Below are 25,650 nucleotides of genomic sequence, written 5' to 3'. Positions count from 1 at the left end.
AAGCCGGAATATATTTAAACCCTTAAGCTTTCATTAAGCTTTTAAGAGTATTAAGTTGAGCCTTCTCCGAAGAATGTATGCTAAAAAAAAATCGTTTGATTTTTATCTTAACTATCCTTAAAATCTTCACTTCTCTTAATGGTTTAAAAAACTTTTCAATACCAATATAAGGCTGAATGTGTTGAAATTTTAATATAATCTTGGCATAGAAATTATAATTTATTAGTTAAATTTGAGAGAAGCGTTTTTAGACGAAAACTTTTCAATCCATATTCTCTTCAGTATTCAAAGACCAAACAACACCAAAAAAGAATAATTATGGCTAAAAACATAGCAGAGCAGATTGTTGAAATGCTCGAAAATGCCCATGTGAAAAGAATTTATGCAGTAACCGGCGACAGTCTCAACCATCTTAATATAGCGGTGAAAAAAAGCAGTATCGAATGGATTCACGTACGGCATGAAGAAGTAGGGGCTTATGCAGCCGCTGCAGAGGCAGAGCTGGAGGGCTTTGCAGTCTGTGCCGGAAGTTGCGGGCCCGGACATGTCCATTTGATTAATGGCGTATACGAAGCTCATAAATCCCATGTTCCGATGCTCGTAATTGCTTCCACCATTCCAAGTGACGAAATGGGAATGGATTATTTCCAGGAAACCAATACCATAAAACTTTTTGATGACTGCAGTCACTATAACCAGATGATCACGAGACCGGAGCAGGTGCAGAGAACTTTACAGACTGCAATGCAGCACGCCATTTCAAAAAAAGGGGTGGCTGTGATCGGGCTCCCGGGAGATGTTTCTGAACTGGATGCCGAAGAAGGTTCCACTTCCACACAGTTATTTAGAACCAATCCGGTTATCAGGCCTTCCGATGAAGAGTTGAAAAGCCTTGCAGATTTGATCAACGAAAGTAAAAAGGTAACCCTTTACTGTGGAATTGGGGCTGAAAAAGCGAATCAGGAGGTAATTGAACTCTCAAAACATCTGAAAGCCCCTGTAGGCTATTCTTTCCGTGGGAAAATGTCAATTCAGCCGGGCAATCCCAATGAAGTAGGATTGACAGGGCTTCTCGGTTTTCCATCTGCATATGCCGCTATGCACGAGGCCGATCTTTTAATTATGCTGGGAACTGATTTTCCATATCAGAAATTCATGCCCGTTAAAAATAAAATTGTCCAGATCGATGAAAGTCCCGAAAGATTAGGAAGAAGAGCAAAACTGGAGCTTGGTCTTGCGGGAGATGTTAAAGAAACAATCAGAGCTTTGCTGCCGCTAATTCAGGAAAAAACGGATGTTCATTTCCTGAACGAGCAGCTTGCATTTTATGAAAAAGTAAAAGAAAACCAACTGGCTTATGTAAAAGACTTTGGAAAAGAAGATGCTATCCAGCCCGAATATGTAGCGCATACTTTGGATCAGCTGGCTAAAAAAGATGCGATATTTACGGTAGATACCGGCATGTGCTGTGTCTGGGGAGCAAGGTTTATTACAGGAACCGGCGAAAGGAAAATGCTGGGGTCTTTCAATCACGGATCTATGGCGAATGCGATGCCGATGGCCATTGGAGCTTCACTGACCTATCCGGGAAGGGAAGTGATTGCCATGTGCGGAGACGGCGGACTTTCTATGCTGCTGGGAGATATGGCTACTATTTTTCAGTATAAACTTCCGGTTAAGCTTATTGTTTTCAACAACAGAACTCTGGGAATGGTAAAACTGGAAATGGAAGTTGGCGGAATGCCGGACAATGAAACAGATATGATCAATCCTGATTTTGCGATGGTGGCACAGGCAATGGGCTATCCCGGAAAAAATGTGCACAAACCGGAAGAAGTGGAAAATGCCATCAGAGAATGCCTGGCTTACGACGGACCTTATCTGCTGAATATCTTTACGAATCCCAACGCGCTGGCGCTGCCTCCGAAAATAGACTTCGATCAGGTTCTTGGAATGACGAAATCCATGGCGCAGCTTATGCTTGGCGGTAAAATGGAAGAGGTTCTGGATACGGTGAAGACCAATTATAAGCACATTAAAGGACTGTTGTAGTCTATTGCCAGGAAATTTGGAGATGGAAGCTGGAAGTTATTGAAGTCAAAATAAGAAATGTGGAACAGAGATTTAATTTTACCCTGATCAACAATTATGAGGACTGAGATTAGCTCCCATCTTCCCTCTTCCTTCTTCCAGCTCAAATATCGATTTTCTTCGCCCGGAATCAGGTTAAATAATTAACTTTGCGATATATTTTAATAACTAATGAATACAGGTCTATGAAAGCTTTTACCTTATTTTTAGCGCTTCTTATCGGGAATTTTACGTGGGCACAGCAGGATGTTGAGGACAGGGATGATAATCCGATTGCAGAACTTAATAAAAACCTCCTGAAAATAGATATCAAAGAACCTCTTTTGCAGGTGGCTGTAAAAGGCTGTACCGATTTTAAGCCGGCAGCATTCGAAGGCGGAGTAGCCGTTTATAAGGAAACCCTAAAGAAATTTATGTATGATTATCTGAATTCGGATTTCTATGTGCTGAACGGGGATTTTACCTTTACCCTTACCGTGGATGAAACCGGAAAAGTGACCCAAATTGAGGGAACTCCAAAAGTAGCCAACAGCACTTATTTTTTCGATGATATGAAATATGTGGTAAGACGAATCAAGAAGAGCTGGGTTCCTGCTTCATGCAATGGAAAGCCGGTTGCCTCGCAGATCAAACTTAAAATGAATTTTTCTTCAATCGCAACAGATCTGTAAATTATTAAGATGATGAAATACCTTTTACTACTACCTTTGCTATTTATCGGAGCTAAAGGCTTCTCTCAAAATGCCATCCCGGATTATCCAAAAGGGATGGATTCCTATGAAGGTGGGGAAGTACAGTTTTACAGAGACTTTCATCAGATCCTTATCGATAAGGGCTTAAAACCCTGCGAAAATAAAAGCGAATTTTACAATCTGAAATTAGTTGTCTATGAAGATGCGACCGTTAAATATGGGATAGATCAATCAGAAGCGGCAGCAAAAAATAAATGTGCTTTCGACCTCGGAGTAACAGTTGTTGAAAGTATGACCAAATGGAAGCCGGCTGTGATTAAAGGAGTTAAAAAACAGGCAGTAACAACCTTCTTTATTGCCCCTGATATAATGTTCAACAGATATAAAGACGGCTATACAGGGAATGACCTGGCAAGGCTTGTAGGTTTACCAGGAGGAATAAAAAGCTTTAGAGAAGAAGTGGCAAAGCGGATTGACCTGAGTGGTTTCACATGGACACAGCCCTTTAAACTGGTAGTAGCTTTTTCCGTAAGTAAAGTCGGAGAGATGGAAAACATCAAGCTGCAGGAATCTTCCGGAAATGCAGAATTTGATCAAAGAATTATAGACGGAATCAAAAGTATGAGAAAGAAAAAATGGACACCGGCAACAAGAGATGGAGAACCGGTAGAATCTTTTTATACGCTTCCGTTAAATTTTAACCCTCCAAAATAATCTCCGGACATTCTGTCACAATATTTTGTATCTTTGCAGACTAATCTGTTCAGGTTTTTAAATTCATCGCAAATGCTTTGGATTTTAAATGCTGGGCATTGAAATTTAAAACAATTATTGTGCAGGAAAAATATATAGACGAAACAAAACAGGGAGAAGCTTTTGCCATCGCTGAAAGGCCTGAGAACTCTAAAAAGCTGTTTTTAGAAAGCTATGGCTGTCAGATGAACTTTTCTGATTCCGAAATTGTTGCATCTATTCTTAATGAGCAGGGGTATAATACCACCCTGAAAGTAGAAGAAGCAGACCTTATCCTTTTAAATACCTGTTCCATCCGTGAAAAAGCGGAGCAGACCGTAAGAATGCGTCTTTCCCAGTTTAAAAAGCTGAAAAAAGAAAGACCGGGCATGACGGTTGGAGTGCTGGGATGCATGGCTGAACGTCTGAAAACCAAATTCCTTGAAGAAGAGCAGCTGGTGGATCTTGTGGTAGGTCCCGATGCCTACAGGGATATTCCCAATCTATTGAAAGAAACGGAAGACGGGAGAGACGCCATTAATGTAATTCTTTCCAAAGAAGAAACCTATGCAGATATCAACCCGGTCCGTTTAGGCGGAAATGGAGTGACAGCATTTGTAACCATCACCAGGGGATGTGATAATATGTGCACCTTCTGCGTGGTTCCGTTTACCAGAGGGAGAGAAAGAAGCCGTGACCCGCATTCTATTATTGAAGAATGTAAAAACCTTTCGGAGAACGGATATAAAGAAATTACCCTTTTAGGCCAGAATGTAGATTCTTACTTATGGTATGGAGGAGGTCCTAAAAAAGATTTTGCGAAAGCATCTGAAATGCAGAAGGCTACAGCAGTAAATTTTGCACAATTGCTTGATCAGGTGGCTAAAGCCGTTCCGGGAATGAGAGTGAGATTTTCCACTTCCAATCCGCAGGACATGAGCCTTGATGTATTCAGAATGATTGCAAAACACGACAATATCTGCAAATACGTTCACCTTCCTGTACAGAGCGGTAGTAATAATATGCTTCTGGCCATGAACAGGCAGCATACCCGCGAAGAATATCTGGATTTAATCAAAAAGGCAAAGGAAATTGTTCCTGATATTGCGTTTTCCCAGGATATGATCATCGGTTTCTGTAACGAAAGCGAAGAAGACCACCAGGATACTTTAAGCCTGATGAAAGAAGTGGAATATGATTACGGTTATATGTTCGCCTATTCTGAAAGACCGGGAACTCCGGCACACAAGAAGATGGAAGACAATATTCCTGCTGATGTAAAGCAGAGACGTCTTGCTGAGGTGATTGCACTTCAGGGGGAGCTGTCCAGAAAAAGAATGGAGTCTTATGTAGGAAGAATGCACCAGGTTCTGATTGAAGGAGTTTCCAAAAAGAATAAAAACCAGTGGAAAGGAAGAAATTCCCAGAATGCCGTTTGTGTATTCGATATGCTGGAAGGACAGAAAATAGGTGACATTGTGGATGTTTTTGTCTATGACAACACACAGGGCACGCTTTTAGGGAGAACAGCGGAATAATTAAATGCCTTGATAAGAGCGGTCTACTTTTTTGCTTTGTTTTCATTTGTGCTGGTATCCTGCCAGACAGAGAAGAGCATGAGCAAGTATCCCGCAACGGTAGGAGATATTGAATTTGATGAAAAACTGGATGATCCGGCTTTTGAAAAATGCAGTCCGGAAAAGAGAATGAGTATTCAGTATTATCAGGGTGCCAGACAGTTTGACTATAAAGGCGAGAAACTGGCCATTATAGAAAAACTTGAAAAAGAAAAAATATCCTCCGGAACTAAAATGAGCGGTTATATTACCATGAGATTTTTAGTAAATTGTGAAGAAAAACCGGCTTGTTCAGAGTTCAGCAGATGAATACAGAGCTGAAAGAAACAGCACCGGACAAAATACTGGGAGAGAAGCTGCTGCGGTTTACCAAATCGCTGGACGGCTGGCTTCCGAAAGAGATAAGAGGTTTAAAAACGGGCTATTATCAGTATTTAACCTATAAAATTGAAGATGGAAAAGTTTCAGAGGTATTACCTTAGCTTTTTATTGCTTATCGTTTACACCAATACTATTGCACAGGTCAACTGTAATGCAGTAGAGGGTGAGAACTGCAAAAAAGCCTGTGAGTTATACAACTGGGCTTCAGACAGACAGGACAGCCGCGAATCTCAGGAGGCTTTTGATAAAGCCATCGGGCTGTGTCCGGATTTTTCTAATTCCTACATGGAAAAAGCCGTTCCCTATCTTAAGAACGGAGATTTTGTAACCTGGAAAATTCTTATTGACAAAGCGGTTTCTGTAGATCCCAAAATGCATCTGGGCTACAGAGGCTGGTGTAAATTCCAGTTTCTGCGTGATTATAAAGGTGCTGTTCAGGATTTAGAAGAATTGAAAAAATACTATCCCGAAGATCTGGGAAGATCCTTAAACGGCGATTATCACCTGGATGTGGTAAGAGCAATGTCTTACAGTGCTTTAGGACAGAAGGTGAAAGCTGCGGGGATTATCGAAAATCTGCTGGCGTCAAGGAACTATTTCAAAGGCATGTATGACCACTACCAGCTGGGAGTGACTTACTTTGAACTTGGGAGATATGATAAAGCCTGGGAACATTTTGAACAGCAGAGCAAAGAAAATGACTTTGCCGAAAACATATATTTTAAAAGTAAAGTTTCTAAAATCAGAAACAAAGATTATTTGGATTTAAAAAAGTTAGCCTTACAAACTTATGATGAGGGGAAGACTATGAAAGATGTCTATACCCATCATTTTAACAAAGTCTACAGAAAACAGATCGCAGAACTGTAGCGTAGTATTAAATCAATAATCAAAAATTTACTTTATGAGCAACGAGTTACAAAATATAAAGAACCGCTTTGGCATCATCGGAAACTTTCCTGTCCTGAACAGGGCCCTGGAAAAGGCTGTACAGGTAGCACCTACAGATATTTCCGTTCTGGTGATCGGGGAAAGCGGTGTAGGGAAAGAATTCATCCCCAAAATCATCCATTCGGAATCCAAAAGAAAACATCAGCCCTATATCGTGGTCAACTGCGGGGCAATTCCTGAGGGAACCATAGACTCTGAATTATTCGGACACGAAAAAGGAGCGTTTACAGGAGCTACAGCCACAAGAAAAGGTTATTTTGAAGTGGCAGACGGCGGAACTATCTTCCTGGATGAGGTAGGAGAACTTCCCCTTCAGACCCAGGTTCGTCTTCTTCGGGTGCTGGAAAGCGGCGAATTTATGAAAGTAGGTTCCTCGCAGGTACAGAAAACCAATGTAAGAATTGTTGCGGCAACCAACGTTAATATGATGAAAGCCATTCACGACGGAAGATTCCGTGAAGACCTGTATTACCGTTTAAATACCGTTCAGATCGATATGCCGCCTTTAAGAGACAGAAAGGGAGATATCCATTTGCTGTTCAGAAAATTCTCAATAGATTTTGCAGAAAAATATAGGATGCCTGAACTGGAGCTGGAGCCAAGCGCGGTACATTATATTGAAAATTACAGTTTTCCCGGGAATGTTCGTCAGCTGAGAAATCTGGTGGAACAAATGACCGTAGTGGAAAGAAACCGTGAAATAACGGTGGAAAAGCTGGCAGAATATATTCCGATGGAAACCCATCTTCCTATGGTGGTAAACAATCAGGGTGCTCAGAAACAGAATGATTTCGGAAGTGAAAGAGAAATTATGTATAAAATTCTCTTTGACATGAGAAGTGATATTAATGATTTAAAATCACTAACTTCAGAACTGATAAAGAACCGCGGAACCGCAGATCTGAGCAACCAGGAAAAGAACCTGATCAACAGGATTTACTCCGCAGAACAGGCCCAACCGGTAAGTCAGAATTCACTGCTGTATTTTGAAGACAAATCTCCTGTGGTACAGAGTGCACCTGCCATTATTTCAAATGCTGATGACAGCTACGAAGATATTGAAGAAATAGAAATAGAAGAAAACAAACCGGAATCTCTGTCTCTTCAGAATAATGAAAAAGATCTGATCATCAAAGCGTTGGAGAAACACAAAGGACGCAGGAACAGAGCCGCAGATGAACTTGGAATTTCACAAAGAACGTTATACAGAAAAATAAAACAATATAACTTAGAAGACTAAAAACAGGAATGAAAAATTTAGAATTACTCAGCTTGAAAGGATATGATTTCAATATAGGAAAGTACCTGTCCGATGGTATGGAACTTTTCAAAAAAGATGTCGGCGGATTTATCGTAGCAACAATACTTCTATTTGTTATGAATTTTATCCCTTTCTGCGGAATTCTTGGAATGGGAAACTTTTATAAGATCTGCAAAAAAGTAGATGAAGGAGAAAAAGTGTCCGCAGGAGATATTTTTGACTTTACAGATTTTGTGATGTACCTGAAACTGTTCCTGCTTATTTTAGCTGTAGTAATTGTAGCCATGATCCCGATTCAGATATCCTTGCTGCCGGTTATTTTTGCAGCTAATGCTACAGACGGATCCTTTTCGGAAACCGGAGGTGCTTTATTTGCAGGAGGCATGGGGATCTGGGTGTTATTGGTCATTATCCTGATGCTGGCGGTTTCAGTGTCCATGTTTTTTATACAGCCTCTGATTTCGCTGCACAGAATGACCAGCGTAAGAGAAGCTTTTATGCTTTCGTGGAAACTGGCCAGAAGAAACTTCCTGAAAATCTTTGTATTTTCTATTATAGTAGGGTTTATTTCCCAGCTTGGTATCATCGTATGTGGAATAGGAATCCTGTTTTCCATTCCGGTAGGAATCTGTATGAAATATGCAGCCTACAAAGACGTATTAGAATCAGTAAATCAAAAAATGGCATGAGTAAATTAAAGATCATATTTGGATTCATTATCCTTTCATTGTTTCATCAGTGTTATTCCTTTACAGGATCCTCATTGACGGACGAAAAAACCGTTCAGATCAATGAATTCCCGAATAATGCAGCGCTGGTAAACCCAACGCTTTCCCAGCAGTTTTCCACAGATATCCAGAACAGGTTTCTACAGAGAACCACTTTAAAAGGAACAAAATCTAATCCTGATATTTTGATAGAAGGTGAAATTACCGACTATGGTTTCTCACCTACTACGATCAGTTCCAATACAATACAGAACCCTTCGGGCGGTATAGTGCAGCAGGCACAGAGCAAACTGACGATCACGGTAAAAGTACATTACGAAAACAAAATCCACCCGGATTCAAGTTTTGACAGAACGTACTCGGATGAAGCTGTGTATAACAGTAATTTAACCCAGAGTGAGATCGAAGCTTCCCAGGTGAAGCTTGTGACAGACAGAATTATTAACAAGATATTTAACGATATTGTAGCCAATTGGTAAGATGAATCCCAGAGTTTTAGAATTATTAAAGAACCCCAAAAATATTCAGTCGGAAGATCTTGGTCTTTTGAAAGATGAAATTCATACTTTTCCTTATGTCCAGAACATAAGGGCGCTTCATTTATTTGGGGTACACCTTTATGATAAAGAAAACTATCAGAAAGAACTTTCTACCACTGCGGCTTATACCACAGATAAAAAGCTGCTCTATCAGCTGATCAACGGGAAGATCAGGAAGGAGACCAAGCCGGAGCTTACCGAAGAAAAACAATCTTCAAAGTCCGTTGAAAAAGCCGTAAAATATTCTTATAAAGAAAAAGTTTTCCCGATAAAAAGGGAGGAGCCTTCGGAAAAAATAAAAACCCAATACGAAGAGGCAGCGCATATGATACCGCCTGTTCAGGATATTAAACATATTTACATTAACGGAGAAAGAAACAGGATTCTTTTTGAAGGCGAAGAAAACTTCCTTGACGAAGCTAATTCTGAGACCATAGATCTTGAATCCACACTGGAATCCGGAGTATTGGTTACCCAAAAAGCAGAACCTGCAAAAGAACTTGATAAAGAAGTTGCAGATGAAACAGAGGCTGTTGAAAATGAACAAGAGGAAAATTCAGAAGCAGATGTAGCATTTACTCCCGAATTGATTATTGAAGAAGATAAAACCGAAACCACGACTGAAACAGCAGAAGAGGAAGACAATCTGAGCTTTCATGAAATAGAAGCTTTTGTTCCTGATGAAGAAATTGCAGAAGAAAAAGAACAGGAAAATGTTGTTGAGGAATCTGTAACTGAAGAAAAAGATGAAGAATCCGTAACCGTTAACAGCATTGAAGATACTATTCATGAAGAGGTAGCTGAACCAGAGGCTGAAATCAGTTTCCACGGAATGGATGAATTCCTGCCGGAAGTTAAAATCCAGGGAAGTAATAATGATGAAGCGGTTGTTGCTGAAATTTCCAAACCGAATGTGAATAAGCATGAGGAAGAAATGAGACGCCTGATTGAAGAAGTGGAGAAGAAAATGAAAGAAGCTCAGGCAGCTCCAAAAACTGAAACTGATGAACCTGAAACGACGGACCACGAGATCAGTTTTGCAGAGACCCAAAGTTTCCATTTCTGGTCTACAGAAAAAGAGGAGCCAAAAGCAGAAGCTCCCGCAGCTGAGCCGGAACAGCCTGAACCGGTAGCTAAACAGCCTGAAGCTGAAACAGAGCAGACGGAGCAGAATGAAGAACCGGCAGAGGTTCAGGGAAAAGAAGAAAAAGAGGTGGAGGTTGAGAAAGTTTCCGGATGGAAGCCTATGAGCCTGGAATCCAATCTTCCGGATTCTGTAATCAGTAAAGAAAAAGAAGTTCCAGTTGCTAAAACTGAAGTGTCAAAGCAGGACGAAATTTCGCCTGTTGAAGAAAAGAAGGAAGAAATAGTTGCAGAAGTCAAGGAAGAACCTCAGGAAGCCGTTGAAACAGTCTCAGAAGATCATGCTCCTGAAGAAAGCGAGACTCCGGAACCGACAGAAGAAAAACCTGAAGAACCTAAAAGTACAGAAGAAGCTCCGGTGATGAATGTTTCATTCTTCGGCTCAGATATTTCCAGTTTATCCGTAGAAAAAGAGGAGAACGCTGATATTGAAAACGAACCTGCTCTGGAAGTTAAAGCTGAAAAAACTCCGGCAGACAGTAACGTTCCCGGATTTATCAATACATGGCAGAGCTGGCTTAAAATAGAAAGGCCTGCAGAAGAGCCTGTTGAAAAAGATAAGACAGAAGTTCAGGAAAAAGTCATAGAAGCATTCATTGAAAATAACCCGAGAATAAGCCAGCTGAAAGAAGAAAGCACATATGTGGTTAAAGAAAAGAACGATGATATTTCCCATTTGATGACGGAAACGCTGGCTAATCTGTATTTTGAACAGAAATTATATACAAAAGCTATAAAAGCATTCGAAATCCTGATCAACAAAAACCCTGAAAAGAAAGAATATTTTCAATCTAAAATCCAGGAAATAAAAGATTTCAGAAGCAAAGGCTAACAAAATAAATAAGTTATAAAAAGGCTGAACCGCATAGGTCCAGCCTTTTGTATTATATAGGGTCCGTTGTATTTTTTTTGCCCCGAAGTTTGCGCCAGGCTTTCCGTCCGTAGACAATCACAAGAATAATCAGGATAATAGCAAGAACAGCTGCAATAACAGGGGCTGCCATTGCCAATATAGACATTACTCCCGCACCTGCAGTTTCAGTGGTTCCTACCACAGAATTTCCCAGACCTCCCGTTGTGGCCGTAGAAGCCGCCCGTATACCTGCGAAACCGGAGCTTATGGTAGCTGCCGTTCCTCCACCGGCAATTAAGGCTAGTGCCCACTGCGGAAAAGTCCCCAGGTCTGCAAACTGGCTGGCAAATAAAACTGAGCCTGCCACGGTAGCTAAAGGAACAGAAATAGTATCTAGAAGATGATCCACAAACGGAATGTAATACGTTAAAATTTCAGCAATGGTTGCAATTCCGGTCGTAATAAGTGCCGGTAACCCGGAAAGCCATTCAAAATGCTCGTTCATCGGGATCCAGTGGAAGTAAGAAGCCAGACTTACCGCAAACATCGGGAGAAAAACCCTGAAGCCGGTTGCCGCAGCCAAACCGATACCGATAAAGGCACTGAGCACATAAGAGAAGTAGGGAATATGGTCTAACATTTTAATTTTCAGATTTATTGTTTTCCCTAAAATTACAAAAACTATGCAAGATTTTATAAAAAATTACCACTTTGAATTTTTGCAGTAGATACTCTCCACAATCATATGTGAAAATCTGTACCATCTATGGTTTAAAAATTAACCAAAAAAGGGACAAAAGTTTTTAAACACTTAAGTCATTTGAAGTTTAAATTGGAATGGGGGGAGAAGTTCACATAAGTTTAGAAAAAATCAAAGATTTTATACTGAAAAATATTATCAAAATATATGTATACTCTGTGGGAAGAAAAAGATAAGTTTATGATTCATTGGTAAACTGTTACACTATTACACTGTTACATTTTACCATTACATTTTCAAGACTTCTTCTGCATCTGGCACAGCTTAATAAACTGCTCCTCCACCTCCTGAAACTTAGCTGGAAGTTCAGGAGAAACCCAAAACATCATTGCCAGTGTTTTATTTCCAAATGCTTCTTTAAACTGCTCCTTGTTGAGACGGTAGCATTCCCTTAACAGTCTTTTCACCCTGTTCCGATGTACCGCTTTCTTAAAATACCTTTTAGAAACAGAAACCCCAAATTTGTGATGTTCTACGGGCTGAGTAGGTTTATCCTTCAGAATAATCAATCTCAGATTTCCACAGCTTCTCCATTTACCTTTTTCAAAAAGTAAAGCGATTTCAGTGTTTTTTTTGAGTTTTTCCTCTCTCGGGTATTTAAAGTTCTGCATTAATCTTTTTTCACTAGATAATTGATGACTTCAGATGCTGCATACAATCCGAAAATAGCGGGCATATAGCTGATAGTACCGTAAAAAGATCTTTTATAGTTCAATCCGTCGGTCATTTTTAAGCTTTCCTCCTGCTGAAGTTCATTGGAGAATACACATCTGAACCCTTTGTTGATCTTTTCTTTTTTTAATCTTTTTCTAATCTGTCTGGCGAGAAAACAGTTTTGTGTTTTGCTGATGTCCCTTACCATTACTTTACTTGGATCGGTCTTTCCACCAGCTCCCATGGAGCTTACAATTTTTATTTTTCGTCGTTTTGCAGCCCTGATGAGACATAGCTTTGGAGTGACACTGTCAATGCAGTCCAGGATATAATCAAACTGGTCCGCATCAAGAACTTCATCCATCCTTTCCGGATTAAGGAATTCGTTGATTTTGACTAATTGAAGTGCAGGGTTGATGTCAAGAAGTCTTTCTGCTACTACTTCCACTTTATGTTTTCCTACTGTAGAATGAAGTGCGGGAAGCTGGCGGTTGATGTTCGTGATATCTACCGTATCACCGTCAACGATGGTCATACTTCCTACCCCGGCTCTGGCCAGAAATTCTGCAGCGAAAGAACCTACGCCTCCCAGACCTACGACCAGCACCTTGGCCTTATTAAGCTTCTCTAATCCATCTTCTTTGATCAGGAGTTCCGTTCTCTCCAGCCAATACTTATCCATTCTTTATTGTGTCTAAATTTTCCAGAATATGTTCATTCAGTTGTTCCAGAGAAATACCCTTTAACTCGGAAACTTTTAAATACAATTCCTCAATATTAAAAGATTCATTATCAGTCTCTAAAAAGATTTTGTCTAAAGGGGTGTTTCTTACAACATCCTGCAAAGATAAATGATACAAAACCGCTTTTCCAAAACTCAGATAAAAATTATTACTCAGCAGGTCATCGGCAATGCGCTGCTTTTTATTGAAACCGTGAATAATAAGGGCTTGTTCGGCTTTCTTTTTAAAAGAAATCACTTCGTAAAATTTTCTTACACAGTGAATGATCATAGGTCTCCTGACCTCGTTGGAAATACGGATCTGTCTTAAGAAAACCTCTTCCTGAATTTTTTGTGGAATGGAAACCATCGAATCAAGGCCACATTCTCCTATGGCCAGGCAGTTTTCTGAAATATTGGATGTCAGCCAGCCAAACTGTCCTTCCAGAGAATCTGCGATGATATCTTTAGGATGAATACCAATAGAATAAGGTGATTCCGGAGGAATCGCGCCCTGCTCTAGATTGTAGATACCGTAGAGAATATTCTTCGTATGATGGTGAAAATCAAAAAAATCCATTAACAAAGGTACGATTATATTGAAAAATTAATCTAAAATTATTAAACGAACGTTTATAAATGTGTTAAAAATTTCTTAACTTTACTCAAACTACACTTCATGAGAAAAAAATTTACAGAAAAACAGATCCATATATTGGATATTGCCGAAGAACTTATTGCGAAAAAAGGATACGAGGGAACTTCTGTAAGAGATATCTGTTCCAAAGCCAATATCAATGTGGCGATGATTTCCTATTACTTCGGTTCCAAGGAAAAAATGATGTCCTATCTTTATCAGTACAGGGTATTGAAAACCAGGGAGAATTTTTCAGAATTTGCAGATACCATCAAGGACGGCAAACCTGAAATGCAGCTTAGAGAGATCATTAAATACATTGTTTCCCAGCTCTTCAAATACAATTATTTCCACGGGTTTGTCACCCAGGAACTCCGGCATACTGAAAATCTTAAAGATGAATTGCTGGATTTCTATCAGCTGTTCGTAAAGAAACTGGATGATGTTATCAAAAAAGGAGTGGCTTCGGGGGTGTTTACCTTCACGCCGAAACCGGAAGATATTCTTACCATGATCCTCGGCTCTACCTTATTTGTGATCAGAAATAAAAATTTCTATGAACTCTATGTGCCGAGCAAAAATGAAGAAGCTTACACCAAAGAAGCGGAGAAAAAAGTAAGAATGAATCTTCTGGTGAGTGTTTTTGCTATTTTGGGATACGCTGCAGACTAATTTTACGTTAAATATTCATAAAAAAAAATCTATTGGCAAAAAAGTTATATTTTTGCAAATTAGTAAATCGGCTGTATAATCCGAAAACTGTTGAATTTTTTATATGAAAAAATATATTTTAGGTCTTTTTGCAGTAGCAGTTGTTTCCTCTTGCGTAAGCCAGCAGGAAAGAGCAATGAAGAGTGCTGACAAGAATTTTATCTTAAAGGCGGCTAATGAAAATTTTGCCAAAAAGAAATGGAAAAATGCATTGGCTCTATATGACAGGCTTACTAACCTCGTGGCAGGAACAGATGACTTCCCGAATGTAGGTTTTAATACGGCTTATGCCAATTACTATGACAAAAGCTACAAGCTGGCAGGACACCAGTTTAAAAACTTTGCTGTAAATTTCCCTAAAGATCCTAGAGCAGAAGAAGCGGCATATATGTCTGCATTATGCTACTATGAAGGTTCTATGGATTATAATCTGGACCAGTCTACGACAGAAACAGCGATCAATGAACTTCAGGATTTCCTGACGAATTATCCTAATTCCGAAAGATCTAAAAACATCAGCCAGCTGATTGACGAGCTGTCTTATAAATTAGAATTTAAAGCCTACGAGAATGCAAGACAGTATTTCAAAATGGGTGAATATAAAGCAGCTAACGTAGCATTGGAAAATGTGCTGGAAGATTTTCCAAGTACAAAACTTCGTCCGAAGATCTATGACTATATCATGAAATCAAGGTATGAGTTGGCTACAAAGTCTATTTATGATCTTAAAGATGAGCGTATCGAAAGTGCCCTGTCTTACACAAAACTGGTAGAAAAAGAGCTTCCGGATACAGAATATTCCAAAACAGCAGCAGAGCTGAGAGAAAAACTGGAAAAAGAAAAGCAGAACTTCGTAGTTGTAAAAAAACAGACCGAAGCAAGAATTGCGGCATTAACGGCAAGGCAGAAAAAAGAAGCGGATAGAATGGCGGAGAAGAATAAAACGGATCAGCAGATCAAGGATCAGATCAGTAATGAAAAGAAGGCAATGCAGATCCAGAGGGACAGTGCGGCACTTCAGACCCCACCGCCGGCAGCCACTTTCAAAATTCAAAGATAATTCGTAAATTTGCCATCTTAAAATAAAATAATTTTCTCAAAATGAGTGTAAAAGATACAAAAGCAGAAGTAAATACTATTACTTACGATAAAGACAAGATTGAAGATAAAGTAGGTTCAATCTATGAAGCGATTGTTATCATGGGAAAGAGAGCAGAGCAGATTAATGCGGAGATCCGTACGGAACTTCACAATAAACTGGATGAATTTGCTGTGCACAATTCTACATTGGAAGAAGTTTTCGAAAACAGAGAGCAGATTGAGATCTCCAAGCATTACGAAAAGCTTCCTAAGCCTACCTCTATTGCTATCGAGGAATGGCTGAATGAAGATATCTATTTCAGAAAGACAGAAGACAGAAAATAATCATTTATGTTTTTAATATATAAAGGTCATAAGGGAATTCAGTTCTTTTATGACCTTTGTCTGTTTATAACTGCCTTTCTGCAAAAAAATAAGTAATTTAGTGTTTCAAAAATTAAACTAAATGAGTGTTTCCGGCAAAAAGATACTGATCGCCGTTTCCGGAGGAATTGCGGCCTATAAAATCCATTTCCTGATCCGGGATTTTGTGAAAAAAGGGGCCGATGTTCAGGTGATAATGACTCCCGATGCAGAACAGTTTGTAACGAAGCTGAGCCTTTCTACCCTTTCAAAAAATCCGGTCTATTCAGATTTTTATGGAGACAATGGAACCTGGAACAGTCATGTGGAAATGGCATTATGGGCAGACGTTATGATCGTTGCACCTTGCACAGCTAATACTTTAGCTAAAATGACGCACGGAATGTGTGATAACCTCGTCATTGCCACGTATATGTCCGCGAAATGTCCCGTATTTATTGCTCCTGCTATGGATCTTGATATGTATGCGCACCCTTCTACCAGACAGAATATTGAACTGGCTGAAGATTATGGGCACATCATCATTCCGGCTGAAACAGGTGAGCTGGCCAGTGGCCTTATCGGGCAGGGAAGAATGGCGGAACCGGAAACCATTGTTTCAACCGTTGAAAAATTCTTTACATCAGAAAATATTAAAAAAAGTCTTGAAGGAAAAACTGTACTGATCACGGCTGGACCTACTTATGAAGCAATTGATCCTGTAAGGTTTATCGGGAATCATTCCTCAGGAAAAATGGGCTTTTCCCTGGCGGAAGAGGCGTCAAAAAGAGGAGCAAATGTGATTCTGATCTCAGGACCCAGTTTCCAGACTACGGATGATAAGAATATCCAGCTCCATAAAGTAACTTCTGCAAGAGAAATGCTGAATAAAGTGTTTGAGTTTTATGACCGCGTGGATATTGGCATTGCAAGCGCTGCGGTGGCAGATTATGCTCCAAAAGAGGTCGCCAAAGAGAAAATTAAAAAGAATGATGATAGTTTAACCATTGAACTCGTTAAAAATCCGGATATCCTTAAAACCATGGGCGAAAAGAAAACCCATCAGTTTCTGGTAGGATTTGCCCTGGAAACGCAGAATGAAGAGGAAAATGCCAAAGGAAAACTGGAAAAGAAAAACCTGGATATGATCGTGCTGAACTCCCTCCGTGACGAAGGAGCCGGCTTTAAAAATGATACCAATAAAATCAAGATATTCACCAGAACCGAAAAGAAAGAATTCAATCTGAAGTCCAAAGATGAGGTAGCCGCGGATATTCTGGATTTTGTTGAGGCTCAACTTTTAAAATAATTTTAATAAATTTCCGTTCTCAATTTTTAATTAGATAATGAAAAAATTCATAAGCCTATTCTTACTGCTTTTTATATACAACCTGAGTTTTTCCCAGGAACTGCTTGCTACGGTGCAGATCAACTCCCAACAGTTGGGAGGAAGTAACCAGCAGGCATACAAAGCTCTGGAAAAAAGTCTTCGGGACTTTATTAACAATACCAGCTGGACCGGGAAAAAGCTCCAGAACTTTGAGAAGATCAAATGCAATTTCGCCGTTGTTATTGCGGAAAGGGACGGAAACAGATTCAAAGGAAGCATTGTGATTCAGGCGGTGCGTCCGGTATTCAGTACCACGTATGAGTCTCCGTTGATTAACCTTCAGGACCAGAGATTTGCTTTTGAATACATTGAAAATGAAAACCTGGTTTTTAATGAAAGACAGTTTTCCGGCAAAAATCTGATTGATGTAGTAAGCTTTTATGTGTATGTGATCTTAGGCTATGATGCAGACAGCTTCCAGTCCATGGGTGGTACCCAATGGTTTGCAAAAGCACAGCAGATTGCCCAGAACTCCCAGAACAGGAATTATGAAGGATGGAATATGATCAACGAGCCGAGAAGCCGCACCATACTGATTAATGAAATCATCAATCCGAACTGGAACCAGCTGCGTTCTACCATGTATACCTATCACAGAGCCGGACTGGACAATTTGTTCAACCAGGATCAGACAGCGGGTAAAAAAGTGATCTTTGATGCACTGATGCAGCTGAAAAGATATGAAAACTCATTCCAGCAGTCCTACTATTTCAACCTGTTCCTGGATAATAAAAGCGATGAAATCTTCAATATTTTCAATTCCGGGAATAACGGGGGTATTATCCTGAATGACCTTAAGCAATTGATGATCATTCTTTCTCCGAAAAATTCCGAGAACAAATGGGATAAATGGAAATAAACATTCATGATCTCCGGCTATTGAATACTTAATTCTAAATTCTATATTTGCATTACTTAAAGTAATCAGCTATTATCCATGCTTTCGAGAATTTACATTAAAAATTTCGCCCTCATTGATACCCTTGAAGTATCGTTGAATAATGGCCTGCAGGTAATTACCGGGGAAACAGGAGCGGGGAAATCTATTATTTTAGGAGCCTTAAGGCTGATCCTTGGCGAAAGGGCAGAGGTAAAGTCTATCTCCAAATCAGAAGAAAAAAGTATTGTAGAAACTGAATTTGATCTCAACAACCGGTTCAAAAAATTCTTTGTTGAAAATGATCTGGACTATGAACATCATACCATTATCAGAAGGGAAATTCTTCCTTCCGGAAAATCCAGGGCATTCATCAATGACGTTCCCGTAACGCTTGATGTGCTGAAAGAATTATCTTCCCAATTGATCGATATTCACTCACAGTTTGAAACTTCAAACCTCTTTACGGCAGAATATCAGTTTAAGATTATTGACGGACTTTCTGAAAATAAAAAAAACATTGAAGAGTATCAGAATGAGTTTTCAGACTTCCAGAGCTTAAAAATACAGCTTAAAAAACTCCAGACACAGCTTTCCGAAAATAGAAAAGAAAGTGATTACAAAGACTTCCTGCTGAATGAGCTGGAAGAATTGAAACTGGATGATGTAGACTACGAAGATCTTCAGAACCAGCTTTCCGTTCAGGAAAATGCAGAGATGATCTCTGAAAACCTTGCACAGATCCTGTCAAGATTCCATCAGGAGGAAATGGGGATCCTTTCCTTTTTTAACGAAGCTAAAAGTAAATTATCAAAAATATCAGAAGTTTCAAACAGCTTTTCCGAGCTGGATGAAAGAATGGAAACCTCTTTTGTGGAATTGAAAGATATTATTTCCGAGCTTGAAAATGAAGCGGAAAAAATAGAGATCAATCCGGTAAGTCTTGCCATTCTTGTTGAGCTTAATAATAAAATCAACAGTCTGTTTTTAAAACATAATGTTTCGGATATTAGTGAACTGAAAGAGCTTAGAGATCAGCTTGCAGGTGAACAGAAAGGCGCTTCAGAACTTGAAAATCAGATCGCTGATATAGAAGAAAATATTTCCAGAAAAGAGAAAAGCCTCCAATCTCTTGCTGAAAACTTATCCAAAAACAGAAAAAAATCCGTTCCTCTCTTTATTAAAAAAGCAGAAGGACTTCTGAAAAAGCTAGGTCTTGAAAAAGCAAAGGTTGATATTGAACTTCAGGACAGTCCCGAGTTTAATGCTTTCGGGAAAGAAAATATCCAGCTGCTGTTCCAGGCCAATTCAGGATTCCCGTTAAAACCTATCCAAACGGCTATTTCAGGGGGTGAAAGATCCCGGGTAATGCTTGCTGTGAAGAAAATCATTGCAGAGAGCGATGAGCTTCCAACGCTTATTCTTGACGAAATTGATACCGGGGTTTCCGGAAAAGTAGCGGAGGAAATCGGGAACCTGATGCGCGAAATGTCTTCAGATATGCAGCTTATTGTCATCTCACACCTCGCACAGGTGGCAGCCAAAGGAAACAACAATTACAAAGTCGTGAAACGCGATATCTCCGGCAAAACACAATCCACCATTATTCCTCTGAACGAAGAGGAAAAACTCAACGAAATTGCCCAGCTTCTTTCCGGCAGTAAGATCACAGAAGCTGCGATGGCGCAGGCTAAAGAATTGATAGGGTAAAATTTATAGTATAATGGTGACATATCACTTTTACAGAAATTCGAAGGAGTAATTTTAAATTATAAAGTCATGGCTGAAATAATCCTATTGTCAATAAAAATTACTTGTAGGAATTAAACTAATATTATATCTTAATATTTTGGCATATTCTTTTAAAAACACAAATCAAATAATGAAAATATATCTACTCTTATTTATTACTTTACTGTTAGTTTGCATTTCTTGTAAAAGTATTAAGGTTCGTGAAATTCCAATATTAGATGCTACACAACCATTCTGTGGTAAAATTGAAAAGATTCATATAATCCAATATACCTATCCTTTAGAAGGTGCACTTCAAGATACATTAAAAGAAACGGGAACGATTCTTTTTGATAAAAATAATAAAATTATAGGGCACAGTGAACAGGATGAATATAACAATACTGAGTTAATTCTTGATCCTAAAAATAAATATTTTAAAAGTGTAATTACAAAAAATAAAAATAATAATGTATTCAGAAGTGATTTCACATATGACAAAAATGGGAATATACTAAAGTTCAGCTCTTATAAAAATGATAAACTTGTTCATTCTAATGAATCAAAATATGATTCAAAGGGAAATATAATAGAGAAAAGTTCTTCTGACTATGCTGGATCCGGAAAAGTTCGAAATAGACTGGATAAATGGTCATATAATTATAAATTGAATTATTATATTGTTCAAAGTAATGATAACACTGACACTGGAAATCAATATGTAAAGAGGAATTTTGATAAAAATGGATTTATTACTAAAGAAGAAGTTGTTAATAATAAAGAGGAAGTTGTTGGAGTACGCATTTCATATGATTATGATGAAAAAGGAAACTTAATGAAGAGATGTCTGTTAGGAAAAGATGGAACCCCTTATGATGTTAAACTTTACAAAAACATACTTGATGAAAAAGGAAATATAGTTGTTAGAGAAAAATATTGGAACAATAAATTGGTAGAAAAAAAATATAATAAAATTATCTATAGGTAATTTCAAGCTTAGTTTTTTACGGGTTTATACTTTTATTAATATAGTTAGAGGCCTGAAAAAAAACTGTAACATATTTTATATTGTATTGACTAATATAAAAAACTAAAATATGTTTCTAAAGTTCCTCAGGCTGGAAATCAAAAGCTTTTTCCGCGGTACTTCTGTAGGGGTGAACCTTGCCATGAAGATCCTTCGTTTTATAGGGATTCTCTATTTTACGGCATGTCTTGCCGGCGGTGCTTTTGCCGCATTTTTCTATGTGCGGGAAGAAATGCATATGGATCCGCTGAAAGTGGTTTCAAAATTCTTAATCATCGGCTGGGCAGCAGACCTGATCTTCAAATACATCTGGCAGGAAATGCCGACCCAGAACATTAAGCCGTTCCTGACCTTGAACATTCCCAAAAATACGCTGGTCAATTATATGCTGATCAAAACCTTTCTTTCAGCATTAAGCTGGCTGAATTCCATCTTTTTTATTACCTTCTCGATCATTGCCATGTTCAATGGGTACAGCATTTTGGGTGTTCTAACATGGTTTGTCGGGATTTCTTTATTGTTTTATCTTAATAATTTTATCAATATTCTGTTTAATAATAAAGAAACGGTTGCCATTGCTGTAGGCTGTATTTTTGCTTTAACCGCAGGTCTTGCGTATTATAATATCGTACCTGTACTTTCCTATTCTGAAAATTTCTTCTATAATTTTTATGAAAGACCATATTTCATTGTGATTTCTGTCGTGCTTTTTGCAGCTTTATGGAAAATTACTTTTAACCATGTAAGACAGGAATTTTATCTTGATCAGGGGCTTGAAGCTAAAAAAACGTTCGGTAAAACGGAGAATATTGCTTTCCTGAATAAATACGGCGTTATCGGGACATTTATCAATAACGATATTAAAATGCTGCGGCGCAATAAAGTAACAAAAGGTATCCTTATGGGAAGCTTTTTCTTCCTTTTTTACGGTTTGCTGATGTATACTTCCGTAATTTACAAAACACCGGCTATGATGATGTTTATGGGACTGTTTGTAACAGGTGGCTTTCAGTTCCTGTTCGGGCAGAGGGTTCCTTCCTTCGACAGCTCATACTATCCGCTGATGATGACGCTGAATGTTCCATATAAAGAATATCTGAAAGCAAAATGGTGGCTCATTAATATCATCACAGCGGCATCAATTATTGTGGCGTTATTCTACGCCTATTTCGGATGGGAGGTTTATCTGACCTTCTTTGCGGCAGGGATTTATAATATCGGGGTGAATTCCCAGCTTACCCTTTGGTCAGGGGCATTTAACAAAACCCAGATCGATCTTAACTCCAGGGAAAAAAGAATAGGTCAGAAAAACAGCTTTAATCTGAAAGCTATGTTTCTTCTTATTCCTAAGATGCTTCTTCCCATGGGCGTTTTTGCAGTTTCAAAATACCTGTTCGGAATGACAGCCGGAGTGGCAAGCATTGCAGTTCTGGGCCTTGCAGGCTTTATGTTCAGGGAGAAAATATTCGATATTATCGTAAAACAATACAAAAGAGAAAAGTACAGTACGCTGGACGCATTTAAAAATAAAGGCTAAACTATGATTACTATTAATAACTTATCCAAAACATACGGAACGGCTACCGTTCTTAATATTGAACATCTTGAAATTCCGAATGGAGAAACATTTGGTCTTGTAGGAAACAACGGAGCAGGGAAAACTACGCTTTTCAGCCTTATGCTCGACCTGATCCAGCCAACAACCGGTTTTGTAAGCATTGATGATATCAAAGTCAATGAATCCGAAGCCTGGAAAAATAAAGTCTCAGCTTTTGTAGATGATACCTTTCTGATTGGCTATCTGACACCGGAAGAATATTTCTACTTCATCGGGGAGCTGAGAGGGCAGAATAAAGCTTCTGTAGACGAGTTTTTAAAACCTTTCCACGATTTTTTCAACGGCGAGATCCTTAATTCAGGAAAATATGTCCGCGATTTATCAAAAGGAAACCAGAAAAAAGTAGGAATTATAGGAGCAGTGATTGGAAATCCGGAAATTGTGATCCTTGACGAGCCTTTTGCCAACCTGGATCCTTCCACTCAGATTAAACTTAAAAATTTAATTAAAGAGCTTTCAAAGCAGGACGGCGTTACTTTTCTGATCTCCAGCCACGACCTTTCACATACCACGGAAGTCTGTAACCGGATTGTAGTGGTAAATAAAGGCCAGCTGGTAAAAGATATTCAGACGAACCCTGAAACACTGAGAGATCTTGAGCAGTATTTTGCAGACCAGGTTTCCACACCTTCCGGTATCTAATAATGATCACATACAGACAGAAATTATTTCTGTCTTTTTTGTTATAAATTAAAATTTCAGAAAAAAAACATTTTCGTGTAACCTTTTTACATTTTTATTGTCTTTAGAGTAGAAACAGACCACCATGAAGCTTTTGTTTGGAAATAAAAAAGAAGACTTGCTAAGCCGCCTTAAAAAACAGGATCCGGCTGCTCAGAAAATTTTTTATGAGCAGAATGTGAAGAAATTCCTGAGTACGGCCAAAAGCTACGTCACGGACTTATATCAGGCAGAGGATTGCGTGATCAAAGCGTTCTGTAAGATTTTCAAACACATTGAAACGTTCCGGGGAGATGGAAACCTGGAAGGATGGGCCAGAAGAATTGTCGTGAATGAATGCCTCAATTTTATCAAAAGCCATAAAACGGTTTTTTATATTGACGATATCAATCCCGCTTTTATGGTAGAGACTCATGATGAAGATCCCGTCTTTGATTTTAATGCCCAGGAGCTTTTGGATCAGCTGCCGGATGGCTACAGGATGGTTTTTAACCTATATGTCCTGGAAGGGTTTTCGCATCAGGAAATTTCAGAGACGCTGAAAATTTCTTTAGCAGTAAGTAAAACCCAGCTGTTTCGTGCAAAAGAGAAGTTAAGGGTACTGTATCTCCAACAACAAAAAAAAATGAAAAATGAACACGCTCAGAGATAATTTAGATCAACGCATCAGGAAGCAGATAGAGGAAAGAGAGATCACCCCTTCAAGAGATCTCTGGTCTGAAATTGAAATAAAGACTGCAGAAACTCCTTCAAAATCAAAGGTAAACTGGATGATGGCCGCGGCCTGTATAATCCTTGCCTTCGGTTTAGGTTTTGTGCTATTTTTTAACCGGGAAAAAGAAAATATTCAACCCCAGATTGTTAACGTAAGACCGGAAAATGTTCAGCAGAAAGTGCCTGCAAAGGTTAATAATGTTGAAAAGCCGGCTTTTGTTGAGGGAAAACAGATTAAAACACAGGAAAATATTAAAATCTTACCTTCTCAAGCCTATAAAGAGATTCCTGCTTCAAAAGCTTTGGCAGAGGAGGTCCACAAGGTTTCTGTAAAGGAAAAAGCCCCTTTAATAGCCCCGGTTGTTCCTCAGGTTCCCATAGAAAGAATTATAGCTAAGACGGAGGATTCTTCAAAGAACATGGGGAAAAAGAAAAGATACGTAGATCCTTCAACCCTGCTCTTTTCCGTGGAGCATAAAGATATCATTCAGAAGACTAAAGAAAGCAATGTAGCTACGATAGACCTGAACGGAAAATAACCCTTTTTTTAACAATAAAAATTAATGATATGATCAAGAAATTTATCCTGATGGGATGCCTGTGCCTGTTATCCGGCTCAGTGTATGCACAGAAAAAATCACTGACGCTGAACCTTCCGTCAAAAGAAGATACAGAAGTAAGTCCCATTGTTAAGGAAAAAGTAGAGGAGTATGCCAGAAAAATAGACGGGATCATCCAGGAAGAGAAGCAGAACATGGAAACCGAATTGCTGGAGCTTCAGGCGAAAAACCTTGAAAGATCTGAATTTGATAAGCAGAAAGCAGTGATTGCTGACCGTTATTCGGAAAAGATAGATCAAAGAATAGAAGGTCTCGGATTTGATCTGGATACTGTAATTCAGAAACAGGTAAAATATTCCCTGCTTAATGCTGATGTAACGTCTAAAGAAGAGCTGAAGGAAGAACTGTTGAAGAAATTCCGTCCTACCAAAGACGTTGGAGGATATATCAGCTATGGAATCATGAATCTCACCAATAGCAAGGCAGACAACGCTCTTGATAAAAACCTCGGCTATGCAGGAAATTTTGAATTCGGACTGAAATTCAATTATCAGTTCGGAAGAACCAGTCATTGGGGATTGATCTCTGGGATCGGCTTTTCATGGAGGACCCTGAATATAGACAACAATATGTTTTTTGCAAAGGACATAAATGCAGACATATATCTCGCCAACTTTGATAAAAGCCTGTCAAAGAGTAAATTAAGAACCGGATACATTGTAATGCCGCTGGGAATACAGTATAATTTTTCTAAATTGAAAAATGCAGGAATGGATGTTCAGTACAGGGATTATCACAAGGGATTAAAAATAGGAGCCAATGTATATGGCGGTGTAAAAATGTCAACCAATAACATTATCAAAGGTGACGGGATCAGTCAGAGAGAAAGAGGAAACTACCAGGTAAATCCTTTTATCTACGGCGGGCAATTTACGGTTTCCTATAATGACTTCAGTATTTTCGTGAAAAAAGACTTTGGAAACTTCTTTAAAGACAACCGTTTTGAAAATGATAAAGCCCTTATTTTCGGGGTAGGACTTTGGTGGTAAAAACACAAATATTCATAGATTAACACTATTAACAAAGAAAAACCTCAGAACTTCTGAGGTTTTTCAAATATGTATCAGGAGAATATCAACTTCCCGGCTCCCGATCTTCCATCTCCTTTCTTTAAAACT

Annotated in this window: 27 protein-coding genes; 23 read left to right on the top strand and 4 right to left on the bottom strand. The window is 38.9% G+C overall.

From position 1 onward, the window contains the following. Positions 1 to 318: 318 nt before the first annotated feature. The 11 genes from B7E04_RS02515 to B7E04_RS02470 all read left to right on the top strand — a co-directional run bounded on the left by B7E04_RS02515 (position 319) and on the right by B7E04_RS02470 (position 10,927). Entirely contained in the window at positions 319 to 2,052 is a 1,734-nt protein-coding gene (locus B7E04_RS02515) for a thiamine pyrophosphate-dependent enzyme (RefSeq protein WP_080777234.1), read from the top strand. Positions 2,053 to 2,276: 224 nt separating this feature from the next. After that, positions 2,277 to 2,762: an energy transducer TonB gene (locus B7E04_RS02510; protein WP_080777233.1), complete on the top strand. Its 486-nt coding sequence runs from the start codon at positions 2,277 to 2,279 to the stop codon at positions 2,760 to 2,762. Between the two features lie 9 nt (positions 2,763 to 2,771). Beyond that, positions 2,772 to 3,497, top strand: a complete 726-nt coding sequence (locus B7E04_RS02505; protein WP_080777232.1) for an energy transducer TonB — start codon at positions 2,772 to 2,774, stop codon at positions 3,495 to 3,497. Positions 3,498 to 3,616: 119 nt separating this feature from the next. Beyond that, positions 3,617 to 5,053: a tRNA (N6-isopentenyl adenosine(37)-C2)-methylthiotransferase MiaB gene (gene miaB / locus B7E04_RS02500; protein ID WP_080777940.1), complete on the top strand. Its 1,437-nt coding sequence runs from the start codon at positions 3,617 to 3,619 to the stop codon at positions 5,051 to 5,053. Positions 5,054 to 5,131: 78 nt separating this feature from the next. Then, a complete protein-coding gene (locus B7E04_RS02495) occupies positions 5,132 to 5,401 on the top strand; it encodes a hypothetical protein (protein WP_080777231.1) in 270 nt (89 codons plus the stop codon). Continuing rightward, positions 5,398 to 5,574 carry a hypothetical protein gene (locus B7E04_RS22055; protein WP_165439400.1) on the top strand — a complete coding sequence of 59 codons (177 nt, stop codon included), beginning with the start codon at positions 5,398 to 5,400 and terminating at the stop codon, positions 5,572 to 5,574. Before B7E04_RS02495 ends, B7E04_RS22055 begins: the two co-directional genes overlap by 4 nt. Beyond that, positions 5,546 to 6,343, top strand: coding sequence for a tetratricopeptide repeat protein (locus B7E04_RS02490; protein WP_080777230.1), 798 nt, complete (start codon positions 5,546 to 5,548; stop codon positions 6,341 to 6,343). Before B7E04_RS22055 ends, B7E04_RS02490 begins: the two co-directional genes overlap by 29 nt. 34 nt (positions 6,344 to 6,377) lie before the next feature. Then, entirely contained in the window at positions 6,378 to 7,664 is a 1,287-nt protein-coding gene (locus tag B7E04_RS02485; protein WP_080777229.1) for a sigma-54 interaction domain-containing protein, read from the top strand. An 8-nt stretch (positions 7,665 to 7,672) separates the two neighbouring features. Beyond that, positions 7,673 to 8,374, top strand: a complete 702-nt coding sequence (locus B7E04_RS02480) for a DUF7847 domain-containing protein (RefSeq protein WP_080777228.1) — start codon at positions 7,673 to 7,675, stop codon at positions 8,372 to 8,374. After that, the gene (gene lptE, locus B7E04_RS02475) at positions 8,371 to 8,892 is read left to right on the top strand and encodes an LPS assembly lipoprotein LptE (RefSeq protein WP_080777227.1); all 522 of its coding nucleotides are present in this window, start codon (positions 8,371 to 8,373) and stop codon (positions 8,890 to 8,892) included. The genes B7E04_RS02480 and lptE overlap by 4 nt, the downstream gene beginning before the upstream one ends. 1 nt (position 8,893) lies before the next feature. Further along, entirely contained in the window at positions 8,894 to 10,927 is a 2,034-nt protein-coding gene (locus tag B7E04_RS02470) for a prolipoprotein diacylglyceryl transferase (protein ID WP_080777226.1), read from the top strand. 52 nt (positions 10,928 to 10,979) lie between these two features. Here B7E04_RS02470 and B7E04_RS02465 read toward each other — a convergent pair whose 3' ends face one another. The 4 genes from B7E04_RS02465 to B7E04_RS02450 all read right to left on the bottom strand — a co-directional run bounded on the left by B7E04_RS02465 (position 10,980) and on the right by B7E04_RS02450 (position 13,663). Continuing rightward, positions 10,980 to 11,588 carry a DUF4126 domain-containing protein gene (locus B7E04_RS02465; protein ID WP_080777225.1) on the bottom strand — a complete coding sequence of 203 codons (609 nt, stop codon included), beginning with the start codon at positions 11,586 to 11,588 and terminating at the stop codon, positions 10,980 to 10,982. A gap of 356 nt (positions 11,589 to 11,944) precedes the next feature. Next, positions 11,945 to 12,319: a ribonuclease P protein component gene (gene rnpA, locus B7E04_RS02460; RefSeq protein WP_080777224.1), complete on the bottom strand. Its 375-nt coding sequence runs from the start codon at positions 12,317 to 12,319 to the stop codon at positions 11,945 to 11,947. After that, positions 12,319 to 13,044, bottom strand: coding sequence for a tRNA threonylcarbamoyladenosine dehydratase (locus B7E04_RS02455; protein ID WP_080777223.1), 726 nt, complete (start codon positions 13,042 to 13,044; stop codon positions 12,319 to 12,321). The genes rnpA and B7E04_RS02455 overlap by 1 nt, the downstream gene beginning before the upstream one ends. Then, the gene (locus B7E04_RS02450; RefSeq protein ID WP_080777222.1) at positions 13,037 to 13,663 is read right to left on the bottom strand and encodes a TatD family hydrolase; all 627 of its coding nucleotides are present in this window, start codon (positions 13,661 to 13,663) and stop codon (positions 13,037 to 13,039) included. The genes B7E04_RS02455 and B7E04_RS02450 overlap by 8 nt, the downstream gene beginning before the upstream one ends. Positions 13,664 to 13,762: 99 nt before the next feature. Between B7E04_RS02450 and B7E04_RS02445 the strand changes: the two genes are divergently transcribed. The 12 genes from B7E04_RS02445 (at position 13,763) to B7E04_RS02390 (ending at position 25,521) form a co-directional block, all read left to right on the top strand. Then, positions 13,763 to 14,392 (top strand): TetR/AcrR family transcriptional regulator, encoded by a 630-nt coding sequence (locus B7E04_RS02445; protein ID WP_062652001.1) that lies wholly within the window; start codon positions 13,763 to 13,765, stop codon positions 14,390 to 14,392. Between the two features lie 103 nt (positions 14,393 to 14,495). Next, the gene (locus tag B7E04_RS02440) at positions 14,496 to 15,491 is read left to right on the top strand and encodes an outer membrane protein assembly factor BamD (protein ID WP_080777221.1); all 996 of its coding nucleotides are present in this window, start codon (positions 14,496 to 14,498) and stop codon (positions 15,489 to 15,491) included. Between the two features lie 41 nt (positions 15,492 to 15,532). After that, complete coding sequence (locus B7E04_RS02435; protein ID WP_027372958.1) at positions 15,533 to 15,856, top strand: DNA-directed RNA polymerase subunit omega; 324 nt, start codon at positions 15,533 to 15,535, stop codon at positions 15,854 to 15,856. 121 nt (positions 15,857 to 15,977) lie between these two features. After that, entirely contained in the window at positions 15,978 to 17,183 is a 1,206-nt protein-coding gene (gene coaBC / locus B7E04_RS02430) for a bifunctional phosphopantothenoylcysteine decarboxylase/phosphopantothenate--cysteine ligase CoaBC (RefSeq protein WP_080777220.1), read from the top strand. 37 nt (positions 17,184 to 17,220) lie between these two features. Next, on the top strand, positions 17,221 to 18,123 hold the full coding sequence (porD, locus tag B7E04_RS02425) for a type IX secretion system protein PorD (RefSeq protein WP_080777219.1): 903 nt from the start codon (positions 17,221 to 17,223) through the stop codon (positions 18,121 to 18,123). Positions 18,124 to 18,201: 78 nt separating this feature from the next. After that, entirely contained in the window at positions 18,202 to 19,851 is a 1,650-nt protein-coding gene (locus B7E04_RS02420; RefSeq protein ID WP_080777218.1) for a DNA repair protein RecN, read from the top strand. 172 nt (positions 19,852 to 20,023) lie between these two features. Then, the gene (locus B7E04_RS02415; protein WP_080777217.1) at positions 20,024 to 20,860 is read left to right on the top strand and encodes a hypothetical protein; all 837 of its coding nucleotides are present in this window, start codon (positions 20,024 to 20,026) and stop codon (positions 20,858 to 20,860) included. A gap of 109 nt (positions 20,861 to 20,969) precedes the next feature. After that, positions 20,970 to 22,436, top strand: coding sequence for a DUF5687 family protein (locus B7E04_RS02410; protein ID WP_080777216.1), 1,467 nt, complete (start codon positions 20,970 to 20,972; stop codon positions 22,434 to 22,436). 3 nt (positions 22,437 to 22,439) lie between these two features. Then, positions 22,440 to 23,159 (top strand): ABC transporter ATP-binding protein, encoded by a 720-nt coding sequence (locus B7E04_RS02405; RefSeq protein ID WP_080777215.1) that lies wholly within the window; start codon positions 22,440 to 22,442, stop codon positions 23,157 to 23,159. A gap of 124 nt (positions 23,160 to 23,283) precedes the next feature. Next, a complete protein-coding gene (locus B7E04_RS02400; protein WP_080777214.1) occupies positions 23,284 to 23,850 on the top strand; it encodes an RNA polymerase sigma factor in 567 nt (188 codons plus the stop codon). Beyond that, positions 23,831 to 24,451, top strand: coding sequence for a hypothetical protein (locus B7E04_RS02395; RefSeq protein WP_080777213.1), 621 nt, complete (start codon positions 23,831 to 23,833; stop codon positions 24,449 to 24,451). The genes B7E04_RS02400 and B7E04_RS02395 overlap by 20 nt, the downstream gene beginning before the upstream one ends. A gap of 29 nt (positions 24,452 to 24,480) precedes the next feature. Continuing rightward, positions 24,481 to 25,521, top strand: coding sequence for an outer membrane beta-barrel protein (locus B7E04_RS02390; RefSeq protein WP_080777212.1), 1,041 nt, complete (start codon positions 24,481 to 24,483; stop codon positions 25,519 to 25,521). The last annotated feature ends 129 nt before the right edge of the window (positions 25,522 to 25,650 follow it).

Origin of the sequence: Chryseobacterium phocaeense (assembly GCF_900169075.1) — a bacterium.
In the GTDB taxonomy this organism is placed as follows: domain Bacteria; phylum Bacteroidota; class Bacteroidia; order Flavobacteriales; family Weeksellaceae; genus Chryseobacterium; species Chryseobacterium phocaeense.
This window is presented reverse-complemented; position numbering and strand designations above follow the sequence as displayed.